Below are 25,324 nucleotides of genomic sequence, written 5' to 3'. Positions count from 1 at the left end.
GCGCGGAGGTGACCGTCCCTCGCCGCTCTCACCGCTCCCCGGGGTCCCGCCGGTCGCGTTCGGGGTCCGCGGGCGGCGAGAGGATCGCGCGGGCCGTCGCCATGAAGGCCGTCTTGGCGGCCTCCAGGTGCTCGTTGACCTCGGTGTCGCCGATCTCGCGCCACACGGCCTGGTTGAGGGCGCGGGCGTAGGTGCGGGCGGAGGCGTCCAGGGCCGGGGGGCACAGGAGGGTCATGTGGCGTTCGGCGATCCACAGGGCCGTCATGGTGTCCCCGGCCCGCTGCCGCCAGTCCGCGTCCTCGCCCCAGGAGTCCGGGCGGCTGTAGGCGGCGCGTTCGGCTTCCTGGGCGCGGGCGAGGAAGTCCTTGACGGACTGGAGGCGTTCGGCCCGGCGGGACTCGCTCGTGGCCGCGCGCAGGCGGCGTTCCTCGGTCCGCTCCGCGGAGCGCTGCGTGGCGCGCTGGGAGAGCGCCGTCAGGCCGGCGCCGAGCGCGACGCCCGTCAGGGACAGCGCCGAGGCCCAGATCTCCGTGGTCACGCGTGTCTCACCGGACCGGGAAGCCGAAGGCGTACCCCTGCTGCTTCAGCCAGGGGAGGACCTGGCGGAGCGCTGCCAGGGTCTCGGCGCGGTCGCCGCCCGCGTCGTGGAAGAGGATCGTCGGGCCGTTGGGGAGTTCGTTCCTGACCGTCGAGACGATGGCCGCGACGCCGGGGTGCTCGAAGTCCTTCGTGTCGACGTTCCAGCCCAGGGGGCGCATGCCGTGGGACGCGGCGAGGTTGCGGCTGTACGGGGTGAAGGCGCCGCCCGGGGCCCGGTAGTACTGGGGGCGGACGCCGCCGGACGCCTCGGTGATCATCCGTTCGGCGTCGAGGATCTCCTTGGCCTGGTATGCCTCGGACTTGTGGTCCATGGCGGTGTCGTGCGAGATCGTGTGGTCGCAGAGGCGGTGGCCGTCCGCCACGACCTGCTTGACGAGGTCCGGGTACATCCGGGCCTGGGTGCCGACCATGCAGAACGTCGCCTTGACCCCGTACTGCTTGAGCACCGCGAGGACCTGCGGGGTCCAGGTGGGGTCGGGGCCGTCGTCGATCGTGATGTTGACGCCGCGGGCGCCCTTGTCCGAGGCGTGCGCGATGCCGATCGCGACCTTCTCGGGCTTGGCGGCGTGGGTCGCGGACGCGCTCGGGCGCGGTGCCGGGCCCGCGAGGGTGTCGGCCTGCGCGGTCCACAGCGAGGTCACCGCGACGAGCGCCGAGACGCCGAGTGCCGCCGCGACGTACTTGCCGCGCCCGCCCTTTTCCCTGTGCCGTGCCATCTCCGCTGCCCGCCCCTCGGTGTCGCCGCCGTTGCCGTGCCTCCATCTAGTCATACGTCTGGCCTGCGGAGATACCCCGGTTACCGATCGCGGACAAAGCTGCGAGGGGGTGGCGACATACGGGAGGGGACGGGGACGCGGGCCCACTCACGCACGGTTCTCCTCCCGCACCGCCGCGATCGCCCGCTCGACGCCCGCGAGCCGGTCCGCGAGGCGGTCGGCGAGGAGCGCCACCGCTCGTCCCACCGGGTCGTCGCCCGTCCCCGCGAGCGCGCTCGTCCTGCGCTCCGCCTCGCACAGGGCCTGCCAGCGCGCGCGTTCCTCCGGGGTCGGGTCCCCGCGCAGGTGGGCCAGTTTGAGGAGGGACGCCTCCGCGTGCGGGCCGAGGGTCTGGGCCTCCGCGCGGTAGTGGTCGGTGAGGAGGGATTCCAGCTCCTCGGGGGTCGTGCCGGAGGTGACGCGGGCGGCGATCTTGTTCATGTCGCGGTAGGAGCCCTGGAGCTGGAAACGCGGCTCGGTGCGGGCCGCTCCGGTGCGGGCCGCCGAGGCGATGTACGCGGCGTTGACCCGCAGGAGTGTCGTGCGGGCATGGGCGAGGTGGCCCAGCACGGCCCGGATCTCGGCGCGTTCGGCCGGTCCGTAGGCGTGTTCCGTCGCCGTGTCCGCGAGCAGCGCGGGGATGTCCGCGGGCGCGCGCGAGGCGAGCGGGGCGAGGGAGGGGTGGGCGGTGAGGGCGTTCTCCAGGAAGCTGAGCGCGAAGGCGTCCTCCTTGCCCCGCAGGACGTCGCCGAGGTTCCACACGTCCGCGCGGCTCGCGAGCATGTCGGGGACGTGGAAGGACTCGCCGGACTCCGTGTACGGGTTGCCGGTCATGACGACCGCGAAGCGCTTGCCGCGCAGGTCGTGCCCGTCGAGCGTGCGGCTCGTGTCGCACAGCGGGATGAACTGCTGGAGCAGGCGCGGCGAGAGGTGCTGGATGTCGTCGATGTGGAGCAGCACGTTGTTGCCCGCCGTGAGCGCGAAGCGCAGCTTCTCCAGTTCGCGGCGGGCGCCCTCGTCGGGGGCGCGGTCCGGGTCGAGCGACGTGGTGGCGCCGCCGAGCGCGGGGCCGTCGACGCGGACGTGGAGCAGGCCGAGGCGGGCGGCGACCCAGCCGGTGAGGGTCGTCTTGCCGTAGCCGGGCGGCGAGAGGAGCAGGAGGAGGCCGCCGCGGTCGGTGCGGCGGCCCGCGCCCGCGGTGCCGAGCTGCTTGGCGAGGTTGTCGCCGACGAGCGGCAGGTACACCTCGTCGACGAGCCGCCCCCGTACGAACGAGCCCGCCACGCGCGGCACGTAGCCGTCGAGGCCGAGTGCCGCGCGGGCCTCGGCGAGGTAGCGGGTGCGGTGGCGCTGGTAGGCGCGGAAGGCGGGTGCCGTCGTGGTGCGGAAGGCGTGGGTGCGCGGAAGGAACTCGTCGATGCGGAGGGTGAGTTCGCGGCCTCCGGCGGGGGCGGGGGTCAGGCGCGGGTGGGTGCCGAGGAGGCCGGTGACCTTGACGGACTGGAGCGCGTCGGGGGCGCTGACGTCGTGCGCCCGCCCCGCGCACAGCTCCAGCGCGACCGCCTCGGCGAGGTCCCCGTCCGTCTCCGGGCCCGCCTCGCGAGCCGTCGCGCCCCGTACGTACGCCTCCAGCCACCCGCGGACGAGGGCAGCCGCGCCCTCGGGGTCGTCCGCCGCCAGGCGCTCGCGCGCCTCCTCGGCGTACGGGGGCGTGCCAACGTGCGCGCGGAAGCCCGCGAGGAGGGAGCGCGCCCCCGGGCCCACCACGAAGTCCTCACTATCTGACGCGAGTTGTTCGATCAGGTACGCGGCGGCCTCCTCGCTCAGGCCGTCTCCCCACACGCCGCTTCCCGCGTGCGCGGCGAGGCGGGCGCGGAGTGCGGTGAGGGCGCCGGGCTCGACGCCGAAGGTGTCGCGGGCGCGGGTCAGGGACACGCAGGCGCGGGCGAGCGCGTCGCGATCCTCGGGGCCGTGGGTCCAGTACAGGCGCGCGGCGGCGCGATCGGCGGCCGAGTGGCACAAGAGCCCTGCGGACAGGGCGAGTTCGAGGAGGGCTTCGAGGAGGAGGGCGGCGTCGTGGTCGTGCACGCCCGGCTCGTGACCCTCGTCGTACGCGGCGGCGGCCTCCTCGCGCACGAGTGCGGCGCGCTCCTCGGTGGTCCGTGCGGCGAGGGACGCCGGGCCGTGTGCGGCGAAGAGGCGTGCGGCGAGGTGCTCGGCGCGGTAGACGTCGGCGTTCTCGCTCGGCAACTCCTGTGACCAGAAGTCCGGTTGGGAGGTGAGGACGGGGTCCGTGACAGGGGTGCGGTGGTCGGTTCCGGTGAGGGCGAGGACGAGGCCGTCGCCTTCCGGGGCGGGGACGAGGGTGAGGACGGGGGTCTCGCGGGTGACGGCGAAGCGGTGGCGGCCGAGGCGGACGGTCGCGCCGTCGTCCTCGTACAGGTCGCCGCGGTCGCGCAGGGCGCGGCGCGCCTCCTCCTGGACGGCGGCGAGCCGGGCCTCCAGTTCGTCGGCCCGTACGGAGTCGCCGAGTGCGCGCAGGTTCCGCACGACGTCCCGCACCTTGAGCGGCATCGGGTCCGAGGCGAAGTACGCGGCGAGCGCCGCCGGTTCGCGCGCGTCGGCGGCACGCCGCGCGACCGTGGCGAGGAGGGAGCGGGCCGAGTCGGCGAGGCGTTCGGCGCGGCGGGCGCGGGCGTCGCGCAGGCTCTGGCCGCGCCCGGCGAAGGCGTCGCTCACCTCGGCGCGCTTCTCGGTGAGCGTGGCGAGGAAGGCGTCCTGCCCGGCGAACCTGGCCTCCAGCCCTTCGAGGCGCGCGAGCAGCGCGGTGAGCCCGCTCTCGCAGTCCTCGGGGGTGTGCGCGGCGGCGAGCGCGCCCGTCACGGCCTGCCCGAAGAGAGCGAACTCGGCGGCGAAAGCGTCCTGTTGCTCCGCCTCGCCGAGCTCTTCGGCGCGTCCGGCGGCGAGCGCGCGGGCGCGGTTGAGGCCGCCGAGGAGGCCGGTCACGCGGTGCAGGACGCGGGTACGGGCGGTGGCCTCGGTGCCGTCGAGCGAGGTCAGGGTCTCGGTGAGGGTACGGAGCCCGGCGGCGAGGTCGTCGACGCGTGCCGTCAACTCCGTCGCGGCCGAAGCTTGTTCGAGGGCTTGGGCCTCGGCCTCGTAGGCCGCGAGCTGTTCCTCCTGGGCCGTGAAGGCGGCCGTGTCCTCCAGGGCGGCGAGAGCGCGGCGGGCCGTCGTGTCGAGGCCCTGCCCGGTCTCGGCGGCGAGCGCGTCGACGGCCGCCGTGTCGACGTGGCGCAGCCCGGCGAGCGCGAGGACCGCGCCCTGCGCGCGGCGCAGTTCCGTGAGGCGCTCGACCCAGGTGAAGACGCCGGACGCCGGCTCGCCCGCGACGCGGCGCAGCAGGCCCCGCACCTCCTCGGCGGCGCGCGCGACCTCGGCGGCCGACTCGGCGGCGAGCGCCCGCACGGTCGCGTACGACTCCAGCGTCCGCCGCGCCGCGTCGCCCACCTCGCGCAGCGGGGTCCGCAGATCGACGGGCAGGTCGTCGGCGGCGAGCCAGGGGTGACGGTCGAGCGCGCGGTCGCAGGCGGTGAGGAGGGCCTGGTGGGCGGGCTCGGTGGTGGCGTCGGCGAAGGGGGTGGGGGCTTCGGTGGGGCTGTCGGGGGCTGGGGTCCCGGCTTCGGCTCCGGCTTCGGCTTCGGCTCCGGCTCCGGTGGGGCTGTCGGGGGTGGAGGCTCCGGCTTCGGTGGCGCCTCCGGCCCCGGTCCGGGCGTTCCCCGTCGCCGCGTCCCCCGTCCCCGCGCCTCCCCTCGCCGCGTCCCCGGCCGCCGCGTCCCCCGCCCCCGCGTCCCCCGTCGCCGCCCGCGCGAGGCGTACCGCGTCCAGGCAGTCCGCGATGCCGCGGACGAGCGCCGCCGCGCCGATGCGGGCCAGGGGCCCCGCCGCCTCCGCCTCGCGCGCGCGGGCCTCGAACGGGGTGCGCCAGGCGCGGACCGCGTGCGCGGTCGTGGCCTCGGTGCCCGGCGCTTCGAGCGCGTACAGCGTGCCGTCGTCGAGCAGCGCGTGGCCGTGGGTCGTGAGCGGTGTCGCGACCTCCTTGCGGACCCGGTGGTACGGCAGGAGGAGGGCCGGGCCGCCCTCCGTCGCCCGGAAGACGTAGAGGACCTGCTCGCCGTCCGGGGAGGCGACCTCCTGCTCGAAGCGGGGCCCGTCCTCCTCGCGCCCGGTGAGGTCGAAGCGGCGGACCTCGCCGGTCGCGAGCACGTATCCGCCGGGGTAGACGAGGCCCTCACCGCCCGGGAGCCGCCGGAACGAGCGGCCCAGCGCGTCGAGCCTCGTGACGCGGCGGGTCAGCGGGTGGAAGACGAAGTAGCGGGGCTCCTCCTTGTACGGGCGCACGCGGAGCAGGAGGAGCGCCCCGGCCTCCGCGTGCGCGAACTCCGCGTCGCCGAGGGACTGGAACGGCTCGTCGACGGGCTCCTCGTGCAGGACGTCCTTGGTCTCGGTGTCGTTCTCCGTCTTGACGGTGAGGCGTCCGCCCACGGTCGAGACGTAGAGCGCGCCGCCCGCGAGGCGCACGTGCGGGTTCCGGCCGGGGACGTGGTCCGCGCGGTCCGCCTCGTGCCAGTCGACGTCGTACCGCCCGGCCGCCGCGTGCTCACGCTCGCCCGCCGCGTCGAGGAACCGGTACGTGCCGTCGCCGGTGTCCTCCCAGCGCAGGACCTTGAGGTCGCCCTCGCGCTCGCCCGTGCGGAACACGGCCAGGAGCCTGCCGGGGACCCGGCGCAGGCGGACGAGCGCGGCGCGCCGGAAGTAGCGGTGCAGCGCGGCGAACTCCCGCCGGAACGCGGGGTCGCCGAGCAGACCGGGCACGGCGTCCTCGGCGAGCGGGCGCAGCTTGCCGTCGTACAGGCGCAGGACGTCGCCGACCTCGGGCTCCCCGCGTACGGTCCCGGGGCCGGGCACCTGCCCGAGGAGCAGCGTGCCGGGGGCGACGGCGAGCAGGTCGCCGGGGTGCGCGGGGCGCGGCACGCCGATCTCGCCGTGCCGGTCCGGGACGACGTCGGTCCCGCCGAACGCCTCGCGGCGGGCCGCGTCGAGCGCGGCGAGCCGGGTGGCGAGGACATCGGTGCGCGCGCGGAGGCGGGAGTGGTCGGCGACGAGGGCCGCTCCGGGGGCGGAGGTCACGCGGGGCTCCCGGGGGCGGGGGCGCCGTTGAGGGCGGAGGCGGGGGCACCTTGGGCGGGCGGCGCGGGCGTCCCCGTACCGCCGCCGAGCGGGCCCGTACCGCCGCCGAGCGTCCCCGTACCGCCGTCGGCTCCGCCGAGCAGGCCCGCGAGCGGCAGGTCGCCCAGGCCCAGGCGCTGGACGGTCGCGGCCAGTTCGGCGAGTCGCGGGTCGCCGCCGCCCGCCATGAGCCGGGCGAGCAGCGCCGAGACCGTCAGGTTCTTGATGTCGCCCGTCGAGACCGCGCCGAGGACGCGGGTCAGGTCGTCGGTGAAGGAGGCCGTGCCGTCGAGCCACGGGCCCGCGAGCGCCTGGGCCGTCTCCGAGCCCTGCACGAAGCCGTCGAGACCCTTGCCGAGCGAGACCGAGCGCACGAGGCGGTCGAAGAACACGTCCTCGCCGCCGACGATGCTGACGTTCGCGTGCTCCAGTCCCGTCGCGAGGACGGTGGCCTGCGACTCGGCGACGTGGCGCTGTGCCTCCAGGCCCGCGAGGCGGATGTCCTTCTCGGCCTCCAGGCGGAGCCGGTACTCCTCGTGGCCGCGCGAAGCCTCGTCGAGCGCCGCCATCGCCGCCGCCTTGTCGGTGAGGCCCGCCGCCTCGGCCTTGAGCTTCTTCTCGACGGCCGCGGCCTCCGCGCTCGCCTTCTCCTGCGCGCCCGCCGCCTCGGCGAGGGCCTTCTCGCGCGTGCCCTCGGCCTCGGCGAGGGCGAGTTCGCGGGCGCCCGCCGCCTCGGCGCGCAGCCGTGCCTCCGTCGCGCGGGCCTCGGCGAGCCCGGCCTTCTCGGTGACGGCCGCCTCCTGCTCCCGTACCCTCACCGCCGCGAGCCCCTCGGCCGCCGCCTCGGCCTGCACGCCCTCCGCGAGCCGCACCTTCGCCTGCGCGTCGAGCGAGGCCGCCTTGTCGCGCGCCTCCGCGAGCGTGAGCTGCTCGGCCGCGCGGTGCACGGCGGCCTGCTCCGCCGCCTCGGCGGCCTTGATGTCCTTGACCAGTCGCTCCTGCGCCTCCGCCTCCGCCGCGATGACCGCCGACTGCCGCAGCCGCTCGGCCTCCTCGACCGCGCGGAGGCGCTTGATCGCCTCCTCCTGCTCGGCGACGGTGCGGTCCACGGCGACACGCTCGCGGATGACCTCGGCGATCGCGCGACGCTCGCCCTCGACCTCCTTCTCGGCGGCGATCCGGGTCAGCTCGGTCTCGCGGTCGCGGCCGATGACCTCCAGGAGGCGGTCCTTCTCGATGCGCTCGTTCTCGATCGCGATGACTCGCTCGCGGTTCTTCTGCGCCACCGCGATCTCCCGCGCCTGGTTCTCGCGCTGGACGCCGAGCTGCTCCTCCGTCCGCAGGAACGCGGCCTGCGCGCGCAGCCGTTCCTCCTCGACGACCCGGGCCGTCTCGGCGTCCTCGCGCGCCCGCACCGTCTCGATCTCGCGCTTCTGCTTGCTCTCCGCCTCCGACTGGCGGCGCTCCAGCTCCAGGATCGCCTCGCGCGCGTCGACGTTCTGGCGCGTGATCTCCTTCTCCTCCGTGCGCTGGAACTCGTTGGTGCGCACGTGCTCGACGGCCGTCAGCTCGGTGATCTTGCGGATGCCCTGCGCGTCGAGGACGTTCGCGGGGTCGAGCTGGGCGAGCGGGGTCTGCTCCAGGTAGTCGATCGCCGCGTCCTCCAGGCTGTAGCCGTTGAGGTCGGTGCCGATGACCTGGATGATGCGGTCCCGCAGCTCCTCGCGCATCGTGTAGAGGTCGGTGAAGTCGAGCTGCTTGCCGACCGTCTTGAGCGCCTCGGAGAACTTGGCGTTGAACAGCTCCTGGAGCGTGCCCCGGTCGCTGGCGCGCGCCGTGCCGATCGCCTGCGCGACCTTGATGACGTCCTCGACGGTCTTGTTGACCCGCACGAAGAACGAGATGCGGATGTCCGCACGGATGTTGTCACGACAGATCAGGCCGTCCGCGCCGGTGCGGGAGATCTCGATCGTCTTCACCGAGATGTCCATGACCTCGGCCTTGTGGAACACCGGCAGCACGACCTGCCCGGTGAACGTGACGCTGACCTTGCGGTACTTGGAGACGATGAGCGCCCGCCCCTGCTCGACCTTCCGGAAGAGCTTGCTCACGAGCAACAGGCCCACGGCGAGCAGGAGAAGCAGGACGACGGCCGGAATTCCGACCCCCAGAAGCAGATTCACGAGTGACCCCCCGGTCGGGAACGAATCAGTGCGCCAATGCGCGGGTATGCGGAGGAATGGGGTGTGGGGTGGCGTGGCGGGCGCGCGGTGGGGCGCGGAATGCTGGGCGGGACGTGGCGGGGTGGTGCTTGGCGGGGTGGTGCGCGGACGGTGGTGCGTGCCCGGCGGTACGCGGCCGGGCCGCGTCGGCGGTCTTGTGCGCGTACGCGCTCGGGCGGGCCCCGCGTCGCCTCGGACGGTGGGGGCGTGTGTCAGCGGCCCGGTTCAGGAGGGGCGGGGTCGAGGCCGGGGTCGAAGGGCGTGACCCAGAAGAACCCCTGGTCCTCCTCGTAGGCGTAGAGCAGCCCGGTGCTCCCGAGCGCCAACTCCTCACCCTCGTACTGCCGTACCTGCACCAGCGCGGTGGACCCGTCCGCCGCGCGGACCTCGGCCTGCCCGAAGCGGACATCGACCCAGCCCGTACGGATGACGCACAGCGCGCCGACGAACTCTCGCAGCGAGGGCCCCTCGTCCCCCGCGAACCGCGCCCACGGCTTCCGACCCCCCACGGTCACCCACCCCCGTTCCACGGCCCTGGCGCCGGGCCGCTCCCCCGATCCTGCACTCCTCCACGCTCCCGGCGCACTGCCCGGTTCCGGCAATGTTCGACGGGAGGTCGGTGCCGGGGTGGAGGTGGGGCGGGCGCATGTTTCACGTGAAACATCCGGTACGGGAGAGGAGCGATGTTTCACGTGAAACATCCCCCGGGCGCGATGAGTGCCCGGAAGCACGGCTCCCGCGCGGCGCGCTGCTTGACCGCCGCCCACGGCAGGAGTTGACTGCTCGCCACAGGCGATGAATCCCGCCGGGGCCCCTTACGGCCCGAACCGCCCTCCCGGGCTGATGGCTTCTGACACCCAGTTGTCGGATTGCCGTGCCCGAGGAGCGCCGTATGCGGAGCAACGCCACCCCCTCCCGAGGTCCCCCGGAGCGCGCCGCTTCCGCCTCCGTCCACGCGTGACCTCCGAAGGGGACCTCCCATGCACTGTTACGAATGCGATGCCGTCGGCCACGACACGACCCCCGCCGTCGCCGTGTGCCGACGATGCGGGGCCGCGTTGTGCTCCGCTCATGCCCGGACCGGTACGACGCTGCTGCGGCGGGCGGGCGGAACCGGTGGCGTCGTACGGGCGGTGACGGCCCGCCGGATCACCTGCGACACCTGCCGGGCGGCGGAGAACTCCTGAACCGCGGGGCAGCCGACCGCCGGACCCGCTCACCCCCACCGCTCCGCGCCCCCACCGCGGGCCCCCACCCGCCCGGCCCCTCCCCGCTCGCCGTGGCCGCGCCCGCGCGGTGGGCTGGGGCGCCTCCCTCTACGCAAGGAACGCGCATGAGTTTCACCGTTGCCTCCCTCGACGCCGTCGAGATCCTCGACTCCCGCAGCCGTCCCACGCTCCAGGTCGCCCTCGCGCTCGGCGACGGCACGCGCGCCGTCGCGGGCGTGCCCGCCGGGGCGTCGACGGGCTCGCGGGAGGCCGTCGAACTGCGCGACGGCGATCCGGACCGCTATGCCGGGCAGGGCGTGCTCCGGGCCGCCGCCCACGTCCGCGAGGACCTCGCCGCGCTGCTCGGCTCGCGTGCCTGGGACTCGCTCGCCGAGGCCGACCTGGCGATGGACGCGCTCGACGGCACGGGCACCAAGGCGCGGCTCGGCGCCAACGCGATCGTCGGCGTCTCGCTCGCGCTGGCACGCGCGCTCGCCGCCTCGGCGGGCGTGGAGCCGTACACGTACCTCGCTCCCGAGGGCGTCACGCCGCGCCTGCCCGTGCCGCACTTCAACGTGCTCAACGGCGGTGTCCACGCGCCCAATCCGCTCGACTTCCAGGAGTTCATGATCGCGCCGCTCGGCGCGCCCTCGCTCGCCGAGGCGGTGCGCGCGGGCTCGGAGGTCTACGGGGCACTCAAGCGGCTGCTCCGCGAGCGGGGGTACGACACCGGACTCGGTGACGAGGGCGGTTTCGCGCCCGACCTCGTCCAGCCCGAGGACGCGCTGCGACTGCTCGTCCAGGCGATCGGCGACGCCGGGTACACGGCGGGGCGCGAGGGCGTCGCGCTCGCGCTCGACCCGGCGTCGAGCGAGTTCCGGCAGGAGGACGGCACGTACCGCGTGGCCGGGGAGTCGCTCAGCGGCTCCGACATGATCACGCGGTACGAGGCGATCGTCGCGGACTTCCCCGTCTGGTCCCTGGAGGACGGTCTCGGCGAGGACGACACGGAGGGCTGGCAGGAGCTGACCCGCCGTCTCGGCGCCCGCGTCCAGCTCGTCGGTGACGACAACCTCGTCACCCGTCCCGCGCTCATCCGGGAGGCGATCACGGACGGCATCGCCAACGCCGCGCTCATCAAGGTCAACCAGATCGGGACGGTGACCGAGACGCTGGAGGCGATGCGGCTGTGCCGCGAGAACGGGTACGGGGCGCAGATCTCGCACCGCTCCGGGGAGACTCCCGACCCCTTCATCGCCGACCTCGCGGTCGCGACGGGCTGCGGCCAGATGAAATCCGGCGCCCCGGCGCGCGGGGAGCGCGTCGCCAAGTACAACCGCCTCCTGGAGATCGCGAAGGCACGGCCCGAGCTGCCGTACGGTCCGGCGCGGGGGCGGGAGGGGTAGGGGCGGTACGGCCGACGGGGGCGGGTGGCGGGCCCGTATCCGTACGGGAGACGTCGCTCCGCCTCCGTACCGCCGCGCCCCCGCTCCGTCCGTCCCACCCCCGGACCCCGACAGCGCGCCGGATCGGGTGGGCGCGGAGACGATGGGGGGAGGGTCGAGGCGGAAGGCGTGGTGGAGCGATGGCGCAGGAGGAGGAGCCGCTGTTCACGATCGACGGCGCGGGGCACGTCCTCTCGTGGAGCCCCGCGGCCGGGCGGCTGCTCGGCCGCGGGGACGGCGGCGACGCGGCCGGAAGCGGCATCGCGCTGCGCGCCACCGCCGGTGGCGATGCCTCGCCGTGGGAGATCCGCCCCGCCCTCGTCGACCCCCGGGCCCCCCGCTCCGCGCTGGAGCGGGCCCTGCTCGACGCCCTGCTCTCGGAGTCGCAGCTCGGGCTCGTCGTGCTCGACCGGCGGCTGCGCGTCGTACGGATCAGCGCCGCCGCGCGGGAGATGGCCGGGGCTTCCTCGCCCGCCCTCGTGGGCCTCCGGCTCGACGAGGCGTTCCCGCTCCAGGACCCGCGCCGCGAACTCGCCGCCGCGCACCGCCTGCTCCGTACCGGCGAGCCCGTCCTCTCGCGGCTCGTGACGACGCTGCCCGCCGACCGCGTCCGGCGCGGGCACTTCTCCGTCTCCGCCTTCCGCCTGCACGGCGAGGACGGGGAGGTCCTCGGCCTCGCGATGACGCTCCTCGACGTCACGCGCCGCGAGCGGGACCGCGCCCGCGAGCTGACCATCGCTCGCGTCCACGAGCGGGTCGGCCGCTCCCTGCGCCTCGTCGCCACGTGCGAGGCCCTCGCCGACGCCCTCTGCCACGATTTCGCCGACCTCGTCGTCGTGGCCCTCACCGAGGAGGCCGCAGGCGGCGATTTCGCTCCCGCCGAGCCCTTCGACGCCGCCCGCCTGCCGCTGCGCCCCCTCGCGGTCCGCGCCCCGGCCGGTGTCCCGCCGGGCATCCGCGCCGGCGACCGCGTGACGCTCGGCGACGAGCCCGTGCTCGTCCGCGCCCTGCACTCCAGGCGCCCCGTCCTCGTACGGCGCGACGCCTCGGGCGGCGGGCTCTCGGCCGATCCCGTGCGGGAGCGCGCGCTGCGCGCCGCCGGGGCGCACAGCATGATCGTCGCCTCGCTCGCCGTGCGCGGGCGCCTCCTCGGGATGCTCGCCCTCGTCCGCCGGGGCGACGCGGACCCGTACTCCCACGCCGATGTCCGCACCACCGAGACGGTTGCCCTGCACGCGACCCTGTGCCTCGACAACGCCCGCCGCGCCGCCCACGACCGCGCCCTCGCCTCCACCGTCCAGCGCCGTTTCCTCGACAAGGTCCCCAACGCGCAACTCGGCGTCGACGCCGCCTTCGTCGCCCTCTCGCCGCTGCCGCAGAGCGGCTCCTGGTTCGACGTCCTCCCGCTCTCGGGCGCCCGCTGCGCGCTCGTGCTCGGCGAGATCCCGCGCGACAGCACCGACGCACTCGTCCTGCAAGGCCAGTTGCGCACCGCGCTGCGCGCGCTCGCCGACCTCGAACTCCAGCCGGACGAACTCCTCGCGCGGCTCAGCGACACGGTCACGCACCTCGCCGAGGAACTGCCCGGCGGCGGCGCGCCCCGTACCGCGCGCTGCACCTACGCCCTCTACGACCCCGTCGCCCGCACCGTGCGCGTCGCCTGCGCGGGCCACCCGCCGCCCCTCGTCATCGGCCCCGACACGACCGTCACGCACCTCGACGAGGCGAGCGGCCCCGCGCTCGGCGCCGACGATCCCGCGCCCTTCGCGATGGCGACGCGCGAACTCGCGGACGGATCGACGCTCGTCCTGCCCAGCGGCGACCTCGGCGCCTCGCTGCGCCCCGAGTCGCTCGCCGGGCTGCTCGCGGGCGACGCCACCGCGCAGGACCTCGCCGACAGCCTCTTCACACGCCTCGCCCCGCACAGCGACAGCACGGGGACGGCGCTGCTCGCCCGTACGTACGGGCTCGGCGGCGACCGTACGGCCTGCTGGGAGCTGCCGGCGCACGAGGAATCGGCCGCCGAGGCCCGCCGCCTGGCCCGCGGCTGGCTGGCCGCGCACCCCGACGCGATCGGCGCCGACGACCTCGACTCGGCGGACCTCCTCGTGAGCGAACTCGTCACCAACGCCGTGCGCTACGGCACCCCGCCGCTCACCCTGCGCCTCATCCTCAACCGCTCGCTGACCGTCGAGGTCGGCGACTCCTGCGCCACCTCACCGAGCCTGCGCCACGCGCGCGTCACCGACGAGGGCGGGCGCGGGCTGTTCATCGTGTCCCAGCTGACGGACAAATGGGGGACGCGGCGGGTGGGGGGTGGCAAGGCGATCTGGGCGGAGCAGCCGCTGGGCGGGGGGTGAGGGGTGCGGGGGGGTGCGGGCGACGGGGCTGATGGTCGTTCGCGGCGGGGGGAGGCGCGTTCGCGGCGGGGTGGGTCGGCCGCCGGCACGGGTGGTACGGGTGCGGGGCCGCCCTTCCCGCGAGGCCGCCCCGCACCCGTCCACCGCGCCCCCGCACGCCCCCTCAGGCCGCCGGTGCGTCCGCCGCCGCGCGCTGGGCGGCCGGGCGCCTGCGGAGTCCCGGGTCCGTGAGGGCCGGGGGCTGGAAGACCATGTCCATGCGGCCGATGTCCGTGCCCGGCGGGACGATCGCGTCGATGGCGTCGAGCACGTCGTCGCTCAGCGCGATGTCGGCGCCCGCGAGGAGGTCGTCCAGGTGGGCCTTCGTGCGCGGGCCGATGATCGCCGAGGTCACGCCCGGGTGGGCGAGGACGAACGCCGTCGCCATGTGCGTGAGCGAGATGCCGCTCTTCTCCGCCAGCGCGAGGAGCTGTTCGACGGCGTCGAGGCGCCGCTCGTCGCCCAGGTACGAGAACATCCCCTCGCGCCGCCCGTCCGAAGCCCGGCCCTTGCGGTAGCGGCCCGTGAGCTGGCCGCCCGCGAGGGGGCTGAAGACGAGCGCCCCCATGCCGTACTTCTCGACGACCGGCAGGATCTCGCTCTCGATGCCCCGATCGAGGATCGAGTAGTTCGGCTGCTCGGTGCGGAAGCGCTGGAGTCCGCGCCGCTCGGCGACCCACTGCGCCTCGACGAGGTACGAGGCCGGGAACGACGAGGTGCCGATCGCGCGCACCTTGCCCGCGCGCACGAGGTCGGTGAGCGCGGAGAGCGTCTCCTCGATGTCGGTGTCCGGGTCCGGGCGGTGGATCTGGAGGAGGTCCACGTGGTCCGTGCCGAGGCGCCGCAGCGAGTCCTCCAGGGCGCGCGTCAGCCAGCGCCGCGAGTTGCCCCGCATGTTCGGGTCCTCGCCCATCGGCAGGTGCGCCTTCGTGGCGAGCACGACCCCGTCCCTGCGGCCCTTGAGCGCCTTGCCGACGATCTCCTCCGTCTCGCCGCCCGCGTAGAAGTCGGCGGTGTCGACGAAGTTGATCCCGGCGTCCAGCGCCTGGTGGATGATCCGCACGGAGTCCTCGTGGTCCGTGTTCCCGTGCGCCCCGAACATCATCGTGCCGAGGGCGTAGGGGCTGACCTTCATTCCTGTCCGGCCAAGGGGTCGGTAGTGCATGGTGAAGCTCCTGACAGAAAACGGAACAACGTTCAGTTCGACGATACGGAGCACCGTTCCGGATTGCAAGCGGAGGGCGTCCGGGCGGGTCACGGGGTGTCGGGACGGCCGGGCGACCGCTTCCTGACAGCATCCGAAGCCCCTGCGGAGAGGCAGAACCCATGCCTGACGGCCCCCGCCCGCACTGGCTCTTCGGCGACCAGCTCGGGCCCCACTTCCTCAGCCCCGGCCACGACGGGCCCGACGCGCGGGCGCCCGTCGTCATGATCGAGGCGCGCTCCGTGCTGCGGCGCCGCGTCTTCCACCGCGCGAAGGCGCACCTCGTGCTCTCGGCGATGCGCCACCGCGCCCGCGAACTGGGCGACCGCGTCACGTACGTCCGCGCGGAGACGTACGGCGAGGGGCTGCGGCAGGTCTTCGGCAAACGGCGGCCCCCGCTCACGGTCTGCCATCCCACCTCGCGGCGCGCGCTCGACCTCGTCCATCGCCTGGGGGACGTGGAGGTCCTCCCCGCGAGGGGCTTTCTCGTACCTCGGACGGATTTCGCCCAATGGGCGGGGGAACGGCCGCATCTGCGGCTTGAGGATTTCTATCGCTGGGTACGTCAGCGGCATGACCTGCTCATGGACGGCGAGCGGCCCGCCGGTGGCCGCTGGAACCTCGACCACGACAACCGCGAGCCCCCGCCGCGCGACGCCGAACGGCTCGACGTGCCGGGTCCCTGGCGCCCGCGCGAGGACGACATCGACGAGGAGGTGCGGCACGATCTGGACCGCTGGGAGCGCGCGGGCGAGGTCTCCTTCGTCGGCCGCGACGGACCGCGGCTCTTCCCCGCGACCCGCCGCGAGGCCCGCTCGGCGCTGCGCCGCTTCGTCGCGCACCGCCTCGCCGGCTTCGGCCCGTACGAGGACGCGATGCTCGCCGCCGACCCGGTCCTCAGCCACAGCCTGCTCTCCGCGCCCCTCAACCTCGGCCTCCTCGACCCCGCGGAGTGCGCCGAACTGGCGGAGCGCGCCTACCGCGAGGGCGAGGCCCCGCTCAACTCCGTCGAGGGGTTCGTGCGGCAGGTCGCGGGCTGGCGCGAGTACGTGTGGCAGCTCTACTGGCACTTCGGCGAGGAGTACCGGGAGCTCAACGCCCTGCGGCACACCGCCCCGCTCCCCGAGTGGTTCCTCTCGCTCGACGCGGGCGCCGTGACGGCGAACTGCCTGTCCACCGTCCTCGCGCAGGTCCGTGACACGGGCTGGACGCACCACATCCCGCGCCTCATGATCCTCGGCAGCCGCGCCCTCCAGGACGGCTGGGACCCGGCGGCCGTCACCGACTGGTTCCACCGCTGCTTCGTCGACGGCTACGACTGGGTCATGCTGCCGAACGTCCTCGGCATGTCGCAGTACGCGGACGGGGGCCGCATGACGACGAAGCCGTACACCTCGGGCGGCGCCTACGTGCACCGCATGAGCGACCTGTGCGGCCCCTGCGCCTACCGGCCCACCGAGCGCACCGGCCCGCACGCCTGCCCGTACACCGCCGGGTACTGGGCCTTCCTCGACCGCCACCGGGCCCGCCTGGAGCACAACCACCGCACGGCACGGGCGGTGAAGGGGCTGGACCGGCTGGGGGACCTGGCGGAGGTACGGGAGGTGGTGGCGGAGCGGGGGGACGGGGCGCCGTGAGGGGTGTCGCGGGGGACGGCTTGCGGAGGCGGGTCGCGCGGGCGCGGGTGTAGGCGGGTCGCACGGGCGCGGGCGGAGGCGAGTTGCGCGCGCGTGCGCGAAGGCGAGTCGCGTGCGTGCGCGGGGGCGGCGACCTCGGGGTCCGCCGCCCCGGCGCCCCGGCCCCGGCGGTCGGTCGCGCGCGTGCGCGAAGGCGGCGGGTCGTACGAGGGCGATACCGGGGCGTCACTGGGCGGGATGCCAGGTCGGTCGCGGGGCGGGGTGCCGCAGGCGGCAAGGGCACCGCAAGCCGGAGGCATGCCGCAGATGGGAAGGGCGCCGCAAGCCGGAGGCATGCCCCAGGCCGGAGGCGTGACTAGAACGCGTAGCGGACGCGGAGCCAGGGGGCGTGCTCGGCGATCAGGCCCGTCAGCCGTTCCAGGGCGCGCGCCTTGATCCCGTACGCGTACCGCACGTTCTCCGCGCCGTTCTGCGAGCGCTTCGCCTCCTGCGCCTCCGGCTGCCACAGGACGTCCTCGGCGCGCGGGTGCCAGCCGAGGTTCACCTCGTGGAGCGCCTTGTTGTGCGTGAGCATGATGACCTCGGCCGCCGCCTGCTCCTTCACCGCGCGCGGCAGCACGTCGTCCAGGTGCGTCAGCAGCTCGCCCCAGTCGCGCTGCCAGCCGGGCCGCAGCACGACCGGGGAGAGGTTGAAGTGCACCTCGTACCCGGCGTCGAGGAAGTCGCCCGCCGCCGCGATGCGCTCGGCGACGGTGCTCGTGCGCAGGTCGAGGAGGCGTGAGTCGGCGGCGGGCATGAGCGAGAAGCGGATGCGGGTGCGGCCACGCGGCTCGTACCCGAGCAGATCCGGGTTGACGAACTTCGTGGCGAAGGAGGCTTTGGCGTGGGGCAGTTCGCGGAAGGCGGCGACGAGTTCGGCCGTGCTGTCGCTCAGCAGCGCGTCCACCGAGCAATCGCCGTTCTCGCCGATGTCGTAGACCCACGCGCGCGGGTCGCACTGGTTCGGCTCGCGCTTGGGCCCGAGGCGGCGGACGTGGCGGCCGACGGCCCCCACGATCGCGTCGGTGTTCGTGAAGAGCGTGACGGGGTTCGCGTACCCCTTGCGGCGCGGCACGTAGCAGTAGGCGCAGGCCATGGCGCAGCCGTTCGACGCGCCTGGCGCGATCCAGTCGGCGGAGCGGCCGTTGGGGCGGACGGTGAGGCTCTGCCGCACGCCGAGGACGAGCACCTCCGTCTTGACCCGGGTCCAGCGGGCCACGTTCGTCTCCTCGCCGTGCAGGGCGGGGATGCGCCAGTGGCTCGCCACCTCGGTCACGGGCACGCCGGGCAGCGCGGCCAGAATCCGCCGCCCCCGCGGCGCCTCGCGGGCGGCGGGCTCGGCGTACACGTGGCGGATGCGGACCATCCGCCGGGCGCGGGCGCTCGACCGGAACGGGTGCGGCGCCGCGGGGGCCGGGTGCCCCTCCGTCGCCTCGGCCCAGGCGAAGAGCGGCTCCTGCCCCTCGGCCGGGGGGAGGGCGGACACAGCGGGTGATCCCTTCTGGCGTGGGGCTCGGGCATGACGCGCGGGGGCGCCGTCGTGGCGTGACGCGCACGGGGTGCGCCTCATGACGCGTCCCCGGAAAGCCTGCCACGCGCGGGGACGTAGCGGGCGAATCGGCGCCCCGCCCCCCGTGTGCCATCGGCCGCCCCACCCCCCACCTCGCCCCCTGTGACACGTCTCACGCCACTTCGGCCGGTCCGGGCGGAATGCCGGACAGGCTCCGCGTCGCTGGCACCTGTGGCGGGGACCGCGCACCGGTCCTCGCTTCGGCGTGCGCGCGGGCAAGGACGCCCGGCGCGGCCACACCCGTCCCCCTTCTCCACGTGGCCGTCCCCAGCCCCCTTCCGGAGGTACCCCCGCCATGCCCCTGGCCCTGCTCGCGCTCGCCGTCGTCGCCTTCGGCATCGGCACGACGGAGTTCGTCTCGATGGGCCTGCTGCCGCAGATAGCCGACGGCGTCGGCGTCTCCGTGCCGCAGGCGGGCAACATCGTCTCGGCGTACGCGCTCGGCGTCGTCCTCGGCGCGCCGCTCCTCACCGGGCTCGGCGCCCGCGTCCCGCACAAGAAGCTGCTGCTCTGGCTCACCGGCCTCTTCGTCATCGGCAACACCGCCTCCGCCTTCGCGCCCGGCTTCGGCACGCTCTTCGCCGCGCGCGTCCTCGCGGGCCTGCCGCACGGCGCGCTCTTCGGCGTCGGCGCGGTCGTCGCCTCACGCCTCGTCGCGCCCGAACGCGCCGCCCGCGCGGTGTCGATGATGTTCCTCGGCCTGACCGTCGCGAACATCGTCGGCGTCCCCGCCGGTACGGCGCTCGGGCAGGCGCTCGGCTGGCGCGCCGCGTACCTCGCCGTCGCCGGGATCGGCCTCGTCGCGCTCGCCGCGCTCGTCAAGCTCGTACCGCACCAGCCGCGCGGCGAGGGCGCGGGCATCGGCCGCGAACTGCGCGCGATGGGCAACCGCCACGTCGCGATCATGCTCGCCACGGCGGTCGTCGGCTTCGGCGGCTGCTTCGCCGTCTACAGCTACCTCGTGCCGATGCTCACCGAGGTCACGGGCATGGCCGAGTCGTCCACGACGTTCGTCCTCGCGCTGTACGGGGTCGGCATGACGCTCGGCACGCTCGTCGCCGGGCCGCTCACCGACCGCGCCCCGCGCCCGACCCTGTACGGCGGACTGATCATCCTCGCGATGACGCTCGCGGCCTTCTACTTCGCGATCCACGTGCTCGCGACGGCGCTCCTGTGCGTCCTGCTGATCGGCGCGGTGGGCTCGCTCATCACGACGCCCGTGCAGATGCTCCTCATGGCGAAGGCCGACGAGGCGCCGACGATGGCAGCCGCGTCGAACCACTCCGCCTTCAACCTCGCCAACGCGGGCGGCGCCTGGCTCGGCGGCCTGGTGATCTCGGCGGGCTGGGGCTGGACCGCGCCCGCGCTCGTCGGCACGGCCCTCGCGGTCGGCGGCCTCGCGCTCGCGCTCGTCGCGGGCCGGATGGACGGCGGCGTGTCGCTGCGCGGCCGTACGAAGGTGGTGGCGAGCGGGGCGCCGGTGGCGGTGACGGCCGTCGAGACGGCGGAGGCACGGGACTGAGGACGGCGGCAGCGGGCGGCGGCACGGAGCGGGAGTACGCAGCCGGGCGGCGGTACGCAATGGGGCGGCGCTCGCCCGTCGCGCCCGTCCCGGAGCGGACGCCCTAAGCCGGCGGTGCTGGAAAAGCCGCCGTTACGGACGGCCGTCCTTCCGTCGTGCCCACGCGCGTTCGGCGCGCTCGATGTACAGAAGGTGGGTGCGCAGCCGGACGGTCGCGCGGGCGCTCGCGAAGAGGCCGACGCCGGTGACGGCGAGGGGGAAGCCGATGACGAGCGGGACCGTGGAACTCTGCCAGTCGCGTGCGGCGGCACAGTCCGCGCCCCGGGCGCCCTCGTAGCCATCTGGCCGGTAGACGTCGTCCCCGTCGCGGTGGAAGGGCGCGGCGCACTCGACCTTGTTGTCGGTCGTGTACGGCGTGAAGGTGTGCCAGGCGGACCAGGCCCAGCACAGCCCGGCGGCGATCAGCAGGACGATCCCCCAGAGGCGTCGTTTCTCGACGCTCGCACGGAAGCGCTGTTCGCTCTCAGCAGGATGCTCCGGCTCGACCAGCATGCGCGCCGCCCCCGTCGCCTCAACTCCCTTGCGCCGCAAGACTATAGGCGGACGCCACCTACTTCCACAGGGCCGCGCGGCGCAGCGACTGGGGGCAGTGCAGGAAGATCTCGTCGATCGCTATCTCGATGGCGAGGGCGGGGCGCAGCGCCTTTCCGGCCGCCGTCGCCGTCATCGCGTCGAAGTAGGGGGCCTCGCTCAGGACGCGGGCGCGGCCGTTGACGCGGAGGACCTCCTTGCCGCCCGGGATGAGGTAGAGGAGCCCGACGTGCGGGTTGCGCAGGATGTTGTGGAGGCTGTCGCCCCTGCGGTTCCCGGGGCGTTCGGGGAGGGCGATCGTCGAGGAGTCGACGACGTGCGTGAAGCCGGGGAGGTCGCCGCGCGGCGAGGCGTCGCAGTTGCCGTCCTCGTCCGAGGTGGACAGGACGCAGAAGGGGGCACGGGCGAGGATGTCGAGGTCCTCGGGAGCGAGGCGGTCGTGGACCTTCTCGATCACGACGGGCCAGGGCTCGCCGAGGAGCGCGGACAGCTCTTGGGGGTCGCGGATCTCGGTGGCGGGGACCGTGACGGCGGGACGGGCCTCGGCGCCGGGGGCGGGGGCCGGGGGCGCCGTGGGGGCGGTGGGGCCTTCGTGGCCGGTGAGCGTGGACATTAGGCGTACCTTACTTTCTTCCGTACGTATGCCCGATACCCGGCTCGGCGCCCGTACCCTCGACGGTACGAGCGCACGACGAACGCGGCGCGCACGCAGGCGGATCGCACGCGGGAGCCACGCGGGGCGCACGCGGCGTGCGGCACGGGGGCCGTGCGCGAGCCGCGACGGCGAGGAGCCCTGCCCATGGCACTGTTCGGGAACGCCCACACCATCGACCCGGCCAAGGCCGCGCACGACTACGCGCGACTGCTCGGCCCCGGCGAGCAGGTGCACGCCGCGTACCTGCTCATCCGCGACACGATCCTGCTCACCGACCGGCGGCTGCTGCTCGTCGACAAGCAGGGACTGACCGGCAAGAAGATCGAGTACCACTCGGTCCCGTACCGCAGCATCACGCACTTCGCGGTCGAGACGGCCGGGCACTTGGATCTCGACGCGGAGCTGAAGATCTGGCTCTCCGGGACGGAGGTGCCGATCACGAAGACCTTCACGAAGGGGGTCGACATCTACGAAGTCCAAGCGATCCTCACGCAGTTCGTGACGCGGTGAGGCGGACGGGGGCGGCACGGGAGAGCAAGGCGTGACGCGGTGATCGGCACCGGGGGAAGCGTGACGCGGAGGCGGGGGCTGACGCACCCCGCCCCCGCCCGCCTCACCCGATCCGGTAGCTGTCCCCGTACACCTTCCACTCCAGCGGCGGCTCCAGCCCGAGGTTCCCCGCGTCCAGGAACACCCGCTGCGCCGTGTCGACGCGGCTCGTGTCGGAGTGCGCCTCCTCCTGCTTCATCGCCCAGACCCGCGCGTCGAGGAAGGCGTTGAGCCACGCCGTCTCGTCGCCGCCCTCGGCCGGCGGCCGCGCCTCGCGCAGGGCGCGGGCGCGGATGCCGCCGAAGCTCGTGCCGTCGTCCCCGGGTCCGTGCATCACGATCGCGTCGTAGTAGATGAACTGGCCGAGCGTGCCGACCCCGTCCTCCTTGCCCTGCGCCACGGCCGGGTCGAAGTACACGCGGTCGCGCTCGTCGTTCTGCGCCTGCTGGAAGGCCGGGTCCCCGGCCGCCGTGCGCCAGGCGTCCTCGAAGGCGGAGCCGAGGCCGTCGTGCGAGTCGGTGCCGTTCACCTCGCGCAGGGCGGGGAGGTAGGGGGCGAGTACGTTGCCCGGCGTCGTCCTCGCGTACCGCTCGACCAGGTCGAGCATGTCGCCGGTGCCGGAGCAGAAGCCGATGATCCCGGCGGTGTACCCGCGTCCGTCGCCGATGTCCTCGATGTAGCGGTACTGGTCCTTCCAGTCGAGCGAGGAGTTCTCGGCGCTGGAGACGAGCTGCATCGCGATCTCCTTCTTCGCCGGGTCGTCCAGGCCCGTCGCCGCCTTCGTACGGGCCTGCTCCGCCCGCGCTCCGGCGCTCGCGGCGGGCGCGGGCGCGGGGGCGGGCGAGGCGAGGGCGTACGAGGCGCCCGGGACCGCGAGCGCGAGCGCCACGACGAACGGCGCCAGCCGCCGCAGCCGACGGGCGCGGGCGGAGCGGGAGTGGTGGGGAGCGGTGCTCGGGGTGTGGGGGGTTTTGAGGTTCAACGCCCTTCCTCCATCGCAGAGTCGAGAGGTGCTGGGACGTGCCGCAGACCGGGGCCCGGCCTGTTAGGAAGCTTTCCTAACAGACTCCGCGACATACGTACAGACCTTCGCCTTCACTCCTTCGCGCGACACCGGCCGCCGACGACCGCCCGCACCTCCCGGCGCCCGCCTCCCCGGCTCCCCCTCAGGCGCTCCCCCGCCGCCGCACCGCACCACCCGGCACTCACACGCCCGCGAACGCTGCCGGAATCCGGCAATGCGCCCCGCCCCCGGAACCGTGCATCATCAATCCATCGCACCGGCCCCACGGGGGACGGCCTCCTCACGGGGGACTCGGGGGAGCCCGGAGGCCGCCGGGGCCGGTACGAGAACCCCTTGGGGGGGGACCCACGGGGGACACGGGGGAGGGGTCGAAGGACTCGGGGGAGCCTTCGGGACCACGGGGGATACGGGGGATGCCGCCTGCGGTGCGGGGCCGAGCGCGAAGCCGCTCACGCCCGCGCACCGAGGCGGCCGTCCACCCCCACAGGCACCCCCACGAACCGCCCGCCGCCCCGCCCCCGCCGCACATGCACGTGCCCCACCGCACGCCCCGCCGCGGCGCATTCGCATGTCCCGCCGCGGGCCCCGTTGCCGCAAATTCACGTGCCCCACCGCACGTCCCGCTGTTAGCTTCGGCGCGTGCCCAAGCTCAATCAGATCATCGCAGTGGAGAAGGGCGTCAAGGCCAGGTCCGCCCAGGAGCTTGCCCGCGCGCACCAGGAACTCCAGAAGCCCGCCCTCCTGGCCGGGCTCTCCCGCAGCTACCAGCCGAAGGACGAGGAGGGCGAGCAGCTGCCGCCCGAGTCGACCCGTGTCCAGGTCAAGGCCGAGGAACTCCTCAAGGCCGCCTCCGAGGCGCTGACCAGGCTCTTCGACGTGACCGCCACGAAGGACTGGGCGAATCTCGACGCGCGCGCCGACGTCGTCGTGGACGGCAGGACGCTGCTCGCCGCCGCCCCGGTCCCGTACCTGCTCTTCCTGGAGAAGCAACTCACCGCGCTCGACGGCTTCTTGCGCAGGCTGCCCGTGCTCGACGCCGCAGAGACCTGGTCGCAGGACCCGTCCACCGACACGTGGCGCACCGATCCGGTACGCACCGTGCGGACCCGCAAGGTCCCGCGCAACCACGTCAAGGCCGAGGCGACCGAGCACCACCCGGCGCAGGTCGAGGTGTACTACGAGGACATCCCGGTCGGTTACTGGACCACCGTGAAGTTCTCCGGCGCCCTCCCCGCCCGCCGCGTCAACGAACTCCTCGACCGCGCCGAACGCCCGCTCCAGGCCGTCCGGTTCGCCCGCGAGGAGGCCAATGCCGCCGAGATCGAGGACCGGCGCGCGGGCGCCGCCCTCCTCGGCTACCTCTTCGGCGGCTGAAACAGCGCACGGGCCCCGGGGGGCCCATCAGCCGCCACCGCTGCGGCAGCCACCCGAGCGGCCACCGGGAGCGCCACCCCGGCGCCCACCCCACCATCGCCCTCCGACGAGCGCGGAGGGCGCGCGCACCGCACGGTGCGCGCACGCTGAAGCTCAGACCGTGAAACTGAACGGGCCCACCCGGCACGCGGTGCGCCCTCAAGCTCAGACTCTCGCTCCAAGCTCAGCATCGGCCGCCCCACCCCGCCCGACCGGCACCGGACACTTCCGCGAGATGGAGGTTCAACTCCTCTCCGAGCCTCCGAACCCCTCTGTCACAGAGGGCACTTGGCTCGGTAGCTCAAAGGCAGAGCGCGCGGGGAGAGACTGATCCGGCGGCCTCCCAAGGGCCGGGGGGACCACACGGTGGCACGCGAGGGGCCCGGGAGTTGGACATGCTCCCGGGCCCCGTCACCACTCACCCGCCGAGGGCGCGACCGCCCCCGACGCGTCGGCGATCACATCTTCGGCATCAGCACCGAGTCGATGATGTAGACGTTCGCGTTCGCCGTCCGGACGTTCCCGCACACGACCTTCGCGCTGTCGTTGACCTTGTACGAGGTGCCCGAGCCGGACGTCATGAGGGTGCTCTTCTCCAGCGTCTCGAAGGTGCCCTTCTCCAGGTTCTTCGGCGTCAGCTTCTTGCCGACGACGTGGTACGTCAGGATCTTCGTCAGCTGCGCCTTGTCCGCGAGGACCTTGTCGAGGTCGGCCTTCGGGATCTTCGCGAAGGCGTCGTTCGTCGGCGCGAACACCGTGATGTCCTTGGCGTTGTTGAGCGTGTCGACGAGTCCGGCCTTCTTGACCGCCGTGACGAGCGTCGAGAGCGCCGGGTTGTTCGAGGCGGCCGTCGCCACCGGGTCCTGCGCCATGCCGTCGAACGAACCGGCGCCGCTCTTCGGCACGCCCGCACAGCCCGCGCCGAAGGGACCCGCGGCGTCCATCGACTGGTCCTGCCCGGCCGCCGGCGAACTCGCCTCGTCCGACGCTTCCTTGGACGCCGAGGACGCCTTCGAGGAGCTGTCCGAGGCGTTGTTGTCGCTGTCGCCCGAGCAGGCGGTGAGCGCCACCGGGAGGACGGCGACGGCGAGCGCGAGGGCGGTGCGACGGAGGGCGGTGTTCATGGTGTTCTCCAGGTGAGGGGGTGCGTGAAGGAGTGAGTGAGGGAACAGGGATCGCGCGTTCGTGAAAGCGCGGGTCACCGGGGATCGGGTCCCCAGGTCTGGCATGTACGCGTCACTTGCCCACGTACGACGGCATCG

Annotated in this window: 18 protein-coding genes and 1 riboswitch; of the genes, 7 read left to right on the top strand and 11 right to left on the bottom strand. The window is 74.3% G+C overall.

Annotated features, from left to right (window positions below; translation table 11 throughout):
* Window positions 1-28: 28 nt before the first annotated feature.
* From STTU_RS16825 to STTU_RS16805, 5 genes are all read right to left on the bottom strand, one after another.
* Entirely contained in the window at window positions 29-538 is a 510-nt protein-coding gene (locus STTU_RS16825; RefSeq protein ID WP_007824977.1) for a hypothetical protein, read from the bottom strand.
* Window positions 539-545: 7 nt separating this feature from the next.
* Entirely contained in the window at window positions 546-1,316 is a 771-nt protein-coding gene (locus STTU_RS16820; protein ID WP_007824976.1) for a polysaccharide deacetylase family protein, read from the bottom strand.
* Window positions 1,317-1,463: 147 nt separating this feature from the next.
* Window positions 1,464-6,545, bottom strand: coding sequence for a DNA repair ATPase (locus STTU_RS16815; RefSeq protein ID WP_043255447.1), 5,082 nt, complete (start codon window positions 6,543-6,545; stop codon window positions 1,464-1,466).
* A complete protein-coding gene (locus tag STTU_RS16810) occupies window positions 6,542-8,767 on the bottom strand; it encodes a hypothetical protein (RefSeq protein WP_007824961.1) in 2,226 nt (741 codons plus the stop codon). Before STTU_RS16810 ends, STTU_RS16815 begins: the two co-directional genes overlap by 4 nt.
* A 251-nt stretch (window positions 8,768-9,018) precedes the next feature.
* Complete coding sequence (locus STTU_RS16805) at window positions 9,019-9,315, bottom strand: hypothetical protein (protein ID WP_007824959.1); 297 nt, start codon at window positions 9,313-9,315, stop codon at window positions 9,019-9,021.
* 273 nt (window positions 9,316-9,588) lie between these two features.
* Window positions 9,589-9,666, top strand: a riboswitch (Fluoride riboswitch).
* 120 nt (window positions 9,667-9,786) lie between these two features.
* Between STTU_RS16805 and STTU_RS33175 the strand changes: the two genes are divergently transcribed.
* From STTU_RS33175 to STTU_RS16795, 3 genes are all read left to right on the top strand, one after another.
* A complete protein-coding gene (locus STTU_RS33175; RefSeq protein ID WP_007824955.1) occupies window positions 9,787-9,993 on the top strand; it encodes a DUF2180 family protein in 207 nt (68 codons plus the stop codon).
* 146 nt (window positions 9,994-10,139) lie between these two features.
* A complete protein-coding gene (gene eno / locus STTU_RS16800; RefSeq protein WP_007824953.1) occupies window positions 10,140-11,420 on the top strand; it encodes a phosphopyruvate hydratase in 1,281 nt (426 codons plus the stop codon).
* 179 nt (window positions 11,421-11,599) lie between these two features.
* Complete coding sequence (locus STTU_RS16795) at window positions 11,600-13,819, top strand: SpoIIE family protein phosphatase (protein WP_007824951.1); 2,220 nt, start codon at window positions 11,600-11,602, stop codon at window positions 13,817-13,819.
* Between the two features lie 163 nt (window positions 13,820-13,982).
* Here STTU_RS16795 and STTU_RS16790 read toward each other — a convergent pair whose 3' ends face one another.
* Window positions 13,983-15,023: an aldo/keto reductase gene (locus STTU_RS16790; protein WP_029396599.1), complete on the bottom strand. Its 1,041-nt coding sequence runs from the start codon at window positions 15,021-15,023 to the stop codon at window positions 13,983-13,985.
* Window positions 15,024-15,184: 161 nt separating this feature from the next.
* Between STTU_RS16790 and STTU_RS16785 the strand changes: the two genes are divergently transcribed.
* Entirely contained in the window at window positions 15,185-16,699 is a 1,515-nt protein-coding gene (locus STTU_RS16785; RefSeq protein WP_007824947.1) for a cryptochrome/photolyase family protein, read from the top strand.
* A 355-nt stretch (window positions 16,700-17,054) separates the two neighbouring features.
* Here the strand turns inward: STTU_RS16785 and STTU_RS16780 are convergent, their stop codons facing one another.
* A complete protein-coding gene (locus STTU_RS16780; protein WP_007824946.1) occupies window positions 17,055-18,224 on the bottom strand; it encodes a spore photoproduct lyase family protein in 1,170 nt (389 codons plus the stop codon).
* Between the two features lie 379 nt (window positions 18,225-18,603).
* Between STTU_RS16780 and STTU_RS16775 the strand changes: the two genes are divergently transcribed.
* The gene (locus STTU_RS16775) at window positions 18,604-19,830 is read left to right on the top strand and encodes an MFS transporter (RefSeq protein WP_007824945.1); all 1,227 of its coding nucleotides are present in this window, start codon (window positions 18,604-18,606) and stop codon (window positions 19,828-19,830) included.
* Window positions 19,831-19,962: 132 nt separating this feature from the next.
* Here the strand turns inward: STTU_RS16775 and STTU_RS16770 are convergent, their stop codons facing one another.
* Together STTU_RS16770 and STTU_RS16765 are read right to left on the bottom strand one after the other, a co-directional pair.
* Complete coding sequence (locus tag STTU_RS16770; protein WP_007824944.1) at window positions 19,963-20,382, bottom strand: hypothetical protein; 420 nt, start codon at window positions 20,380-20,382, stop codon at window positions 19,963-19,965.
* A gap of 58 nt (window positions 20,383-20,440) precedes the next feature.
* On the bottom strand, window positions 20,441-21,034 hold the full coding sequence (locus STTU_RS16765; protein WP_043255444.1) for an MSMEG_1061 family FMN-dependent PPOX-type flavoprotein: 594 nt from the start codon (window positions 21,032-21,034) through the stop codon (window positions 20,441-20,443).
* A 186-nt stretch (window positions 21,035-21,220) separates the two neighbouring features.
* Here STTU_RS16765 and STTU_RS16760 point away from each other — a divergent pair, with 186 nt between their 5' ends.
* Window positions 21,221-21,586 (top strand): PH domain-containing protein, encoded by a 366-nt coding sequence (locus tag STTU_RS16760; protein ID WP_009067155.1) that lies wholly within the window; start codon window positions 21,221-21,223, stop codon window positions 21,584-21,586.
* 103 nt (window positions 21,587-21,689) lie between these two features.
* Here STTU_RS16760 and STTU_RS16755 read toward each other — a convergent pair whose 3' ends face one another.
* Window positions 21,690-22,607, bottom strand: coding sequence for a chitosanase (locus tag STTU_RS16755; RefSeq protein ID WP_007824941.1), 918 nt, complete (start codon window positions 22,605-22,607; stop codon window positions 21,690-21,692).
* 681 nt (window positions 22,608-23,288) lie between these two features.
* Between STTU_RS16755 and STTU_RS16750 the strand changes: the two genes are divergently transcribed.
* Entirely contained in the window at window positions 23,289-24,023 is a 735-nt protein-coding gene (locus STTU_RS16750; RefSeq protein ID WP_043255441.1) for a hypothetical protein, read from the top strand.
* A gap of 497 nt (window positions 24,024-24,520) precedes the next feature.
* On the opposite strand, the gene STTU_RS16745 is transcribed toward STTU_RS16750, so the two are convergent.
* Window positions 24,521-25,186: a fasciclin domain-containing protein gene (locus tag STTU_RS16745; RefSeq protein WP_043255440.1), complete on the bottom strand. Its 666-nt coding sequence runs from the start codon at window positions 25,184-25,186 to the stop codon at window positions 24,521-24,523.
* Between the last annotated feature and the right edge of the window lie 138 nt (window positions 25,187-25,324).

Source organism: Streptomyces sp. Tu6071 (assembly GCF_000213055.1).
Classification (GTDB): Bacteria; Actinomycetota; Actinomycetes; order Streptomycetales; family Streptomycetaceae; genus Streptomyces; species Streptomyces evansiae.
The sequence above is the reverse complement of the archived record's forward strand: the minus strand, read 5'-3'. Positions and strand labels throughout refer to the sequence as shown.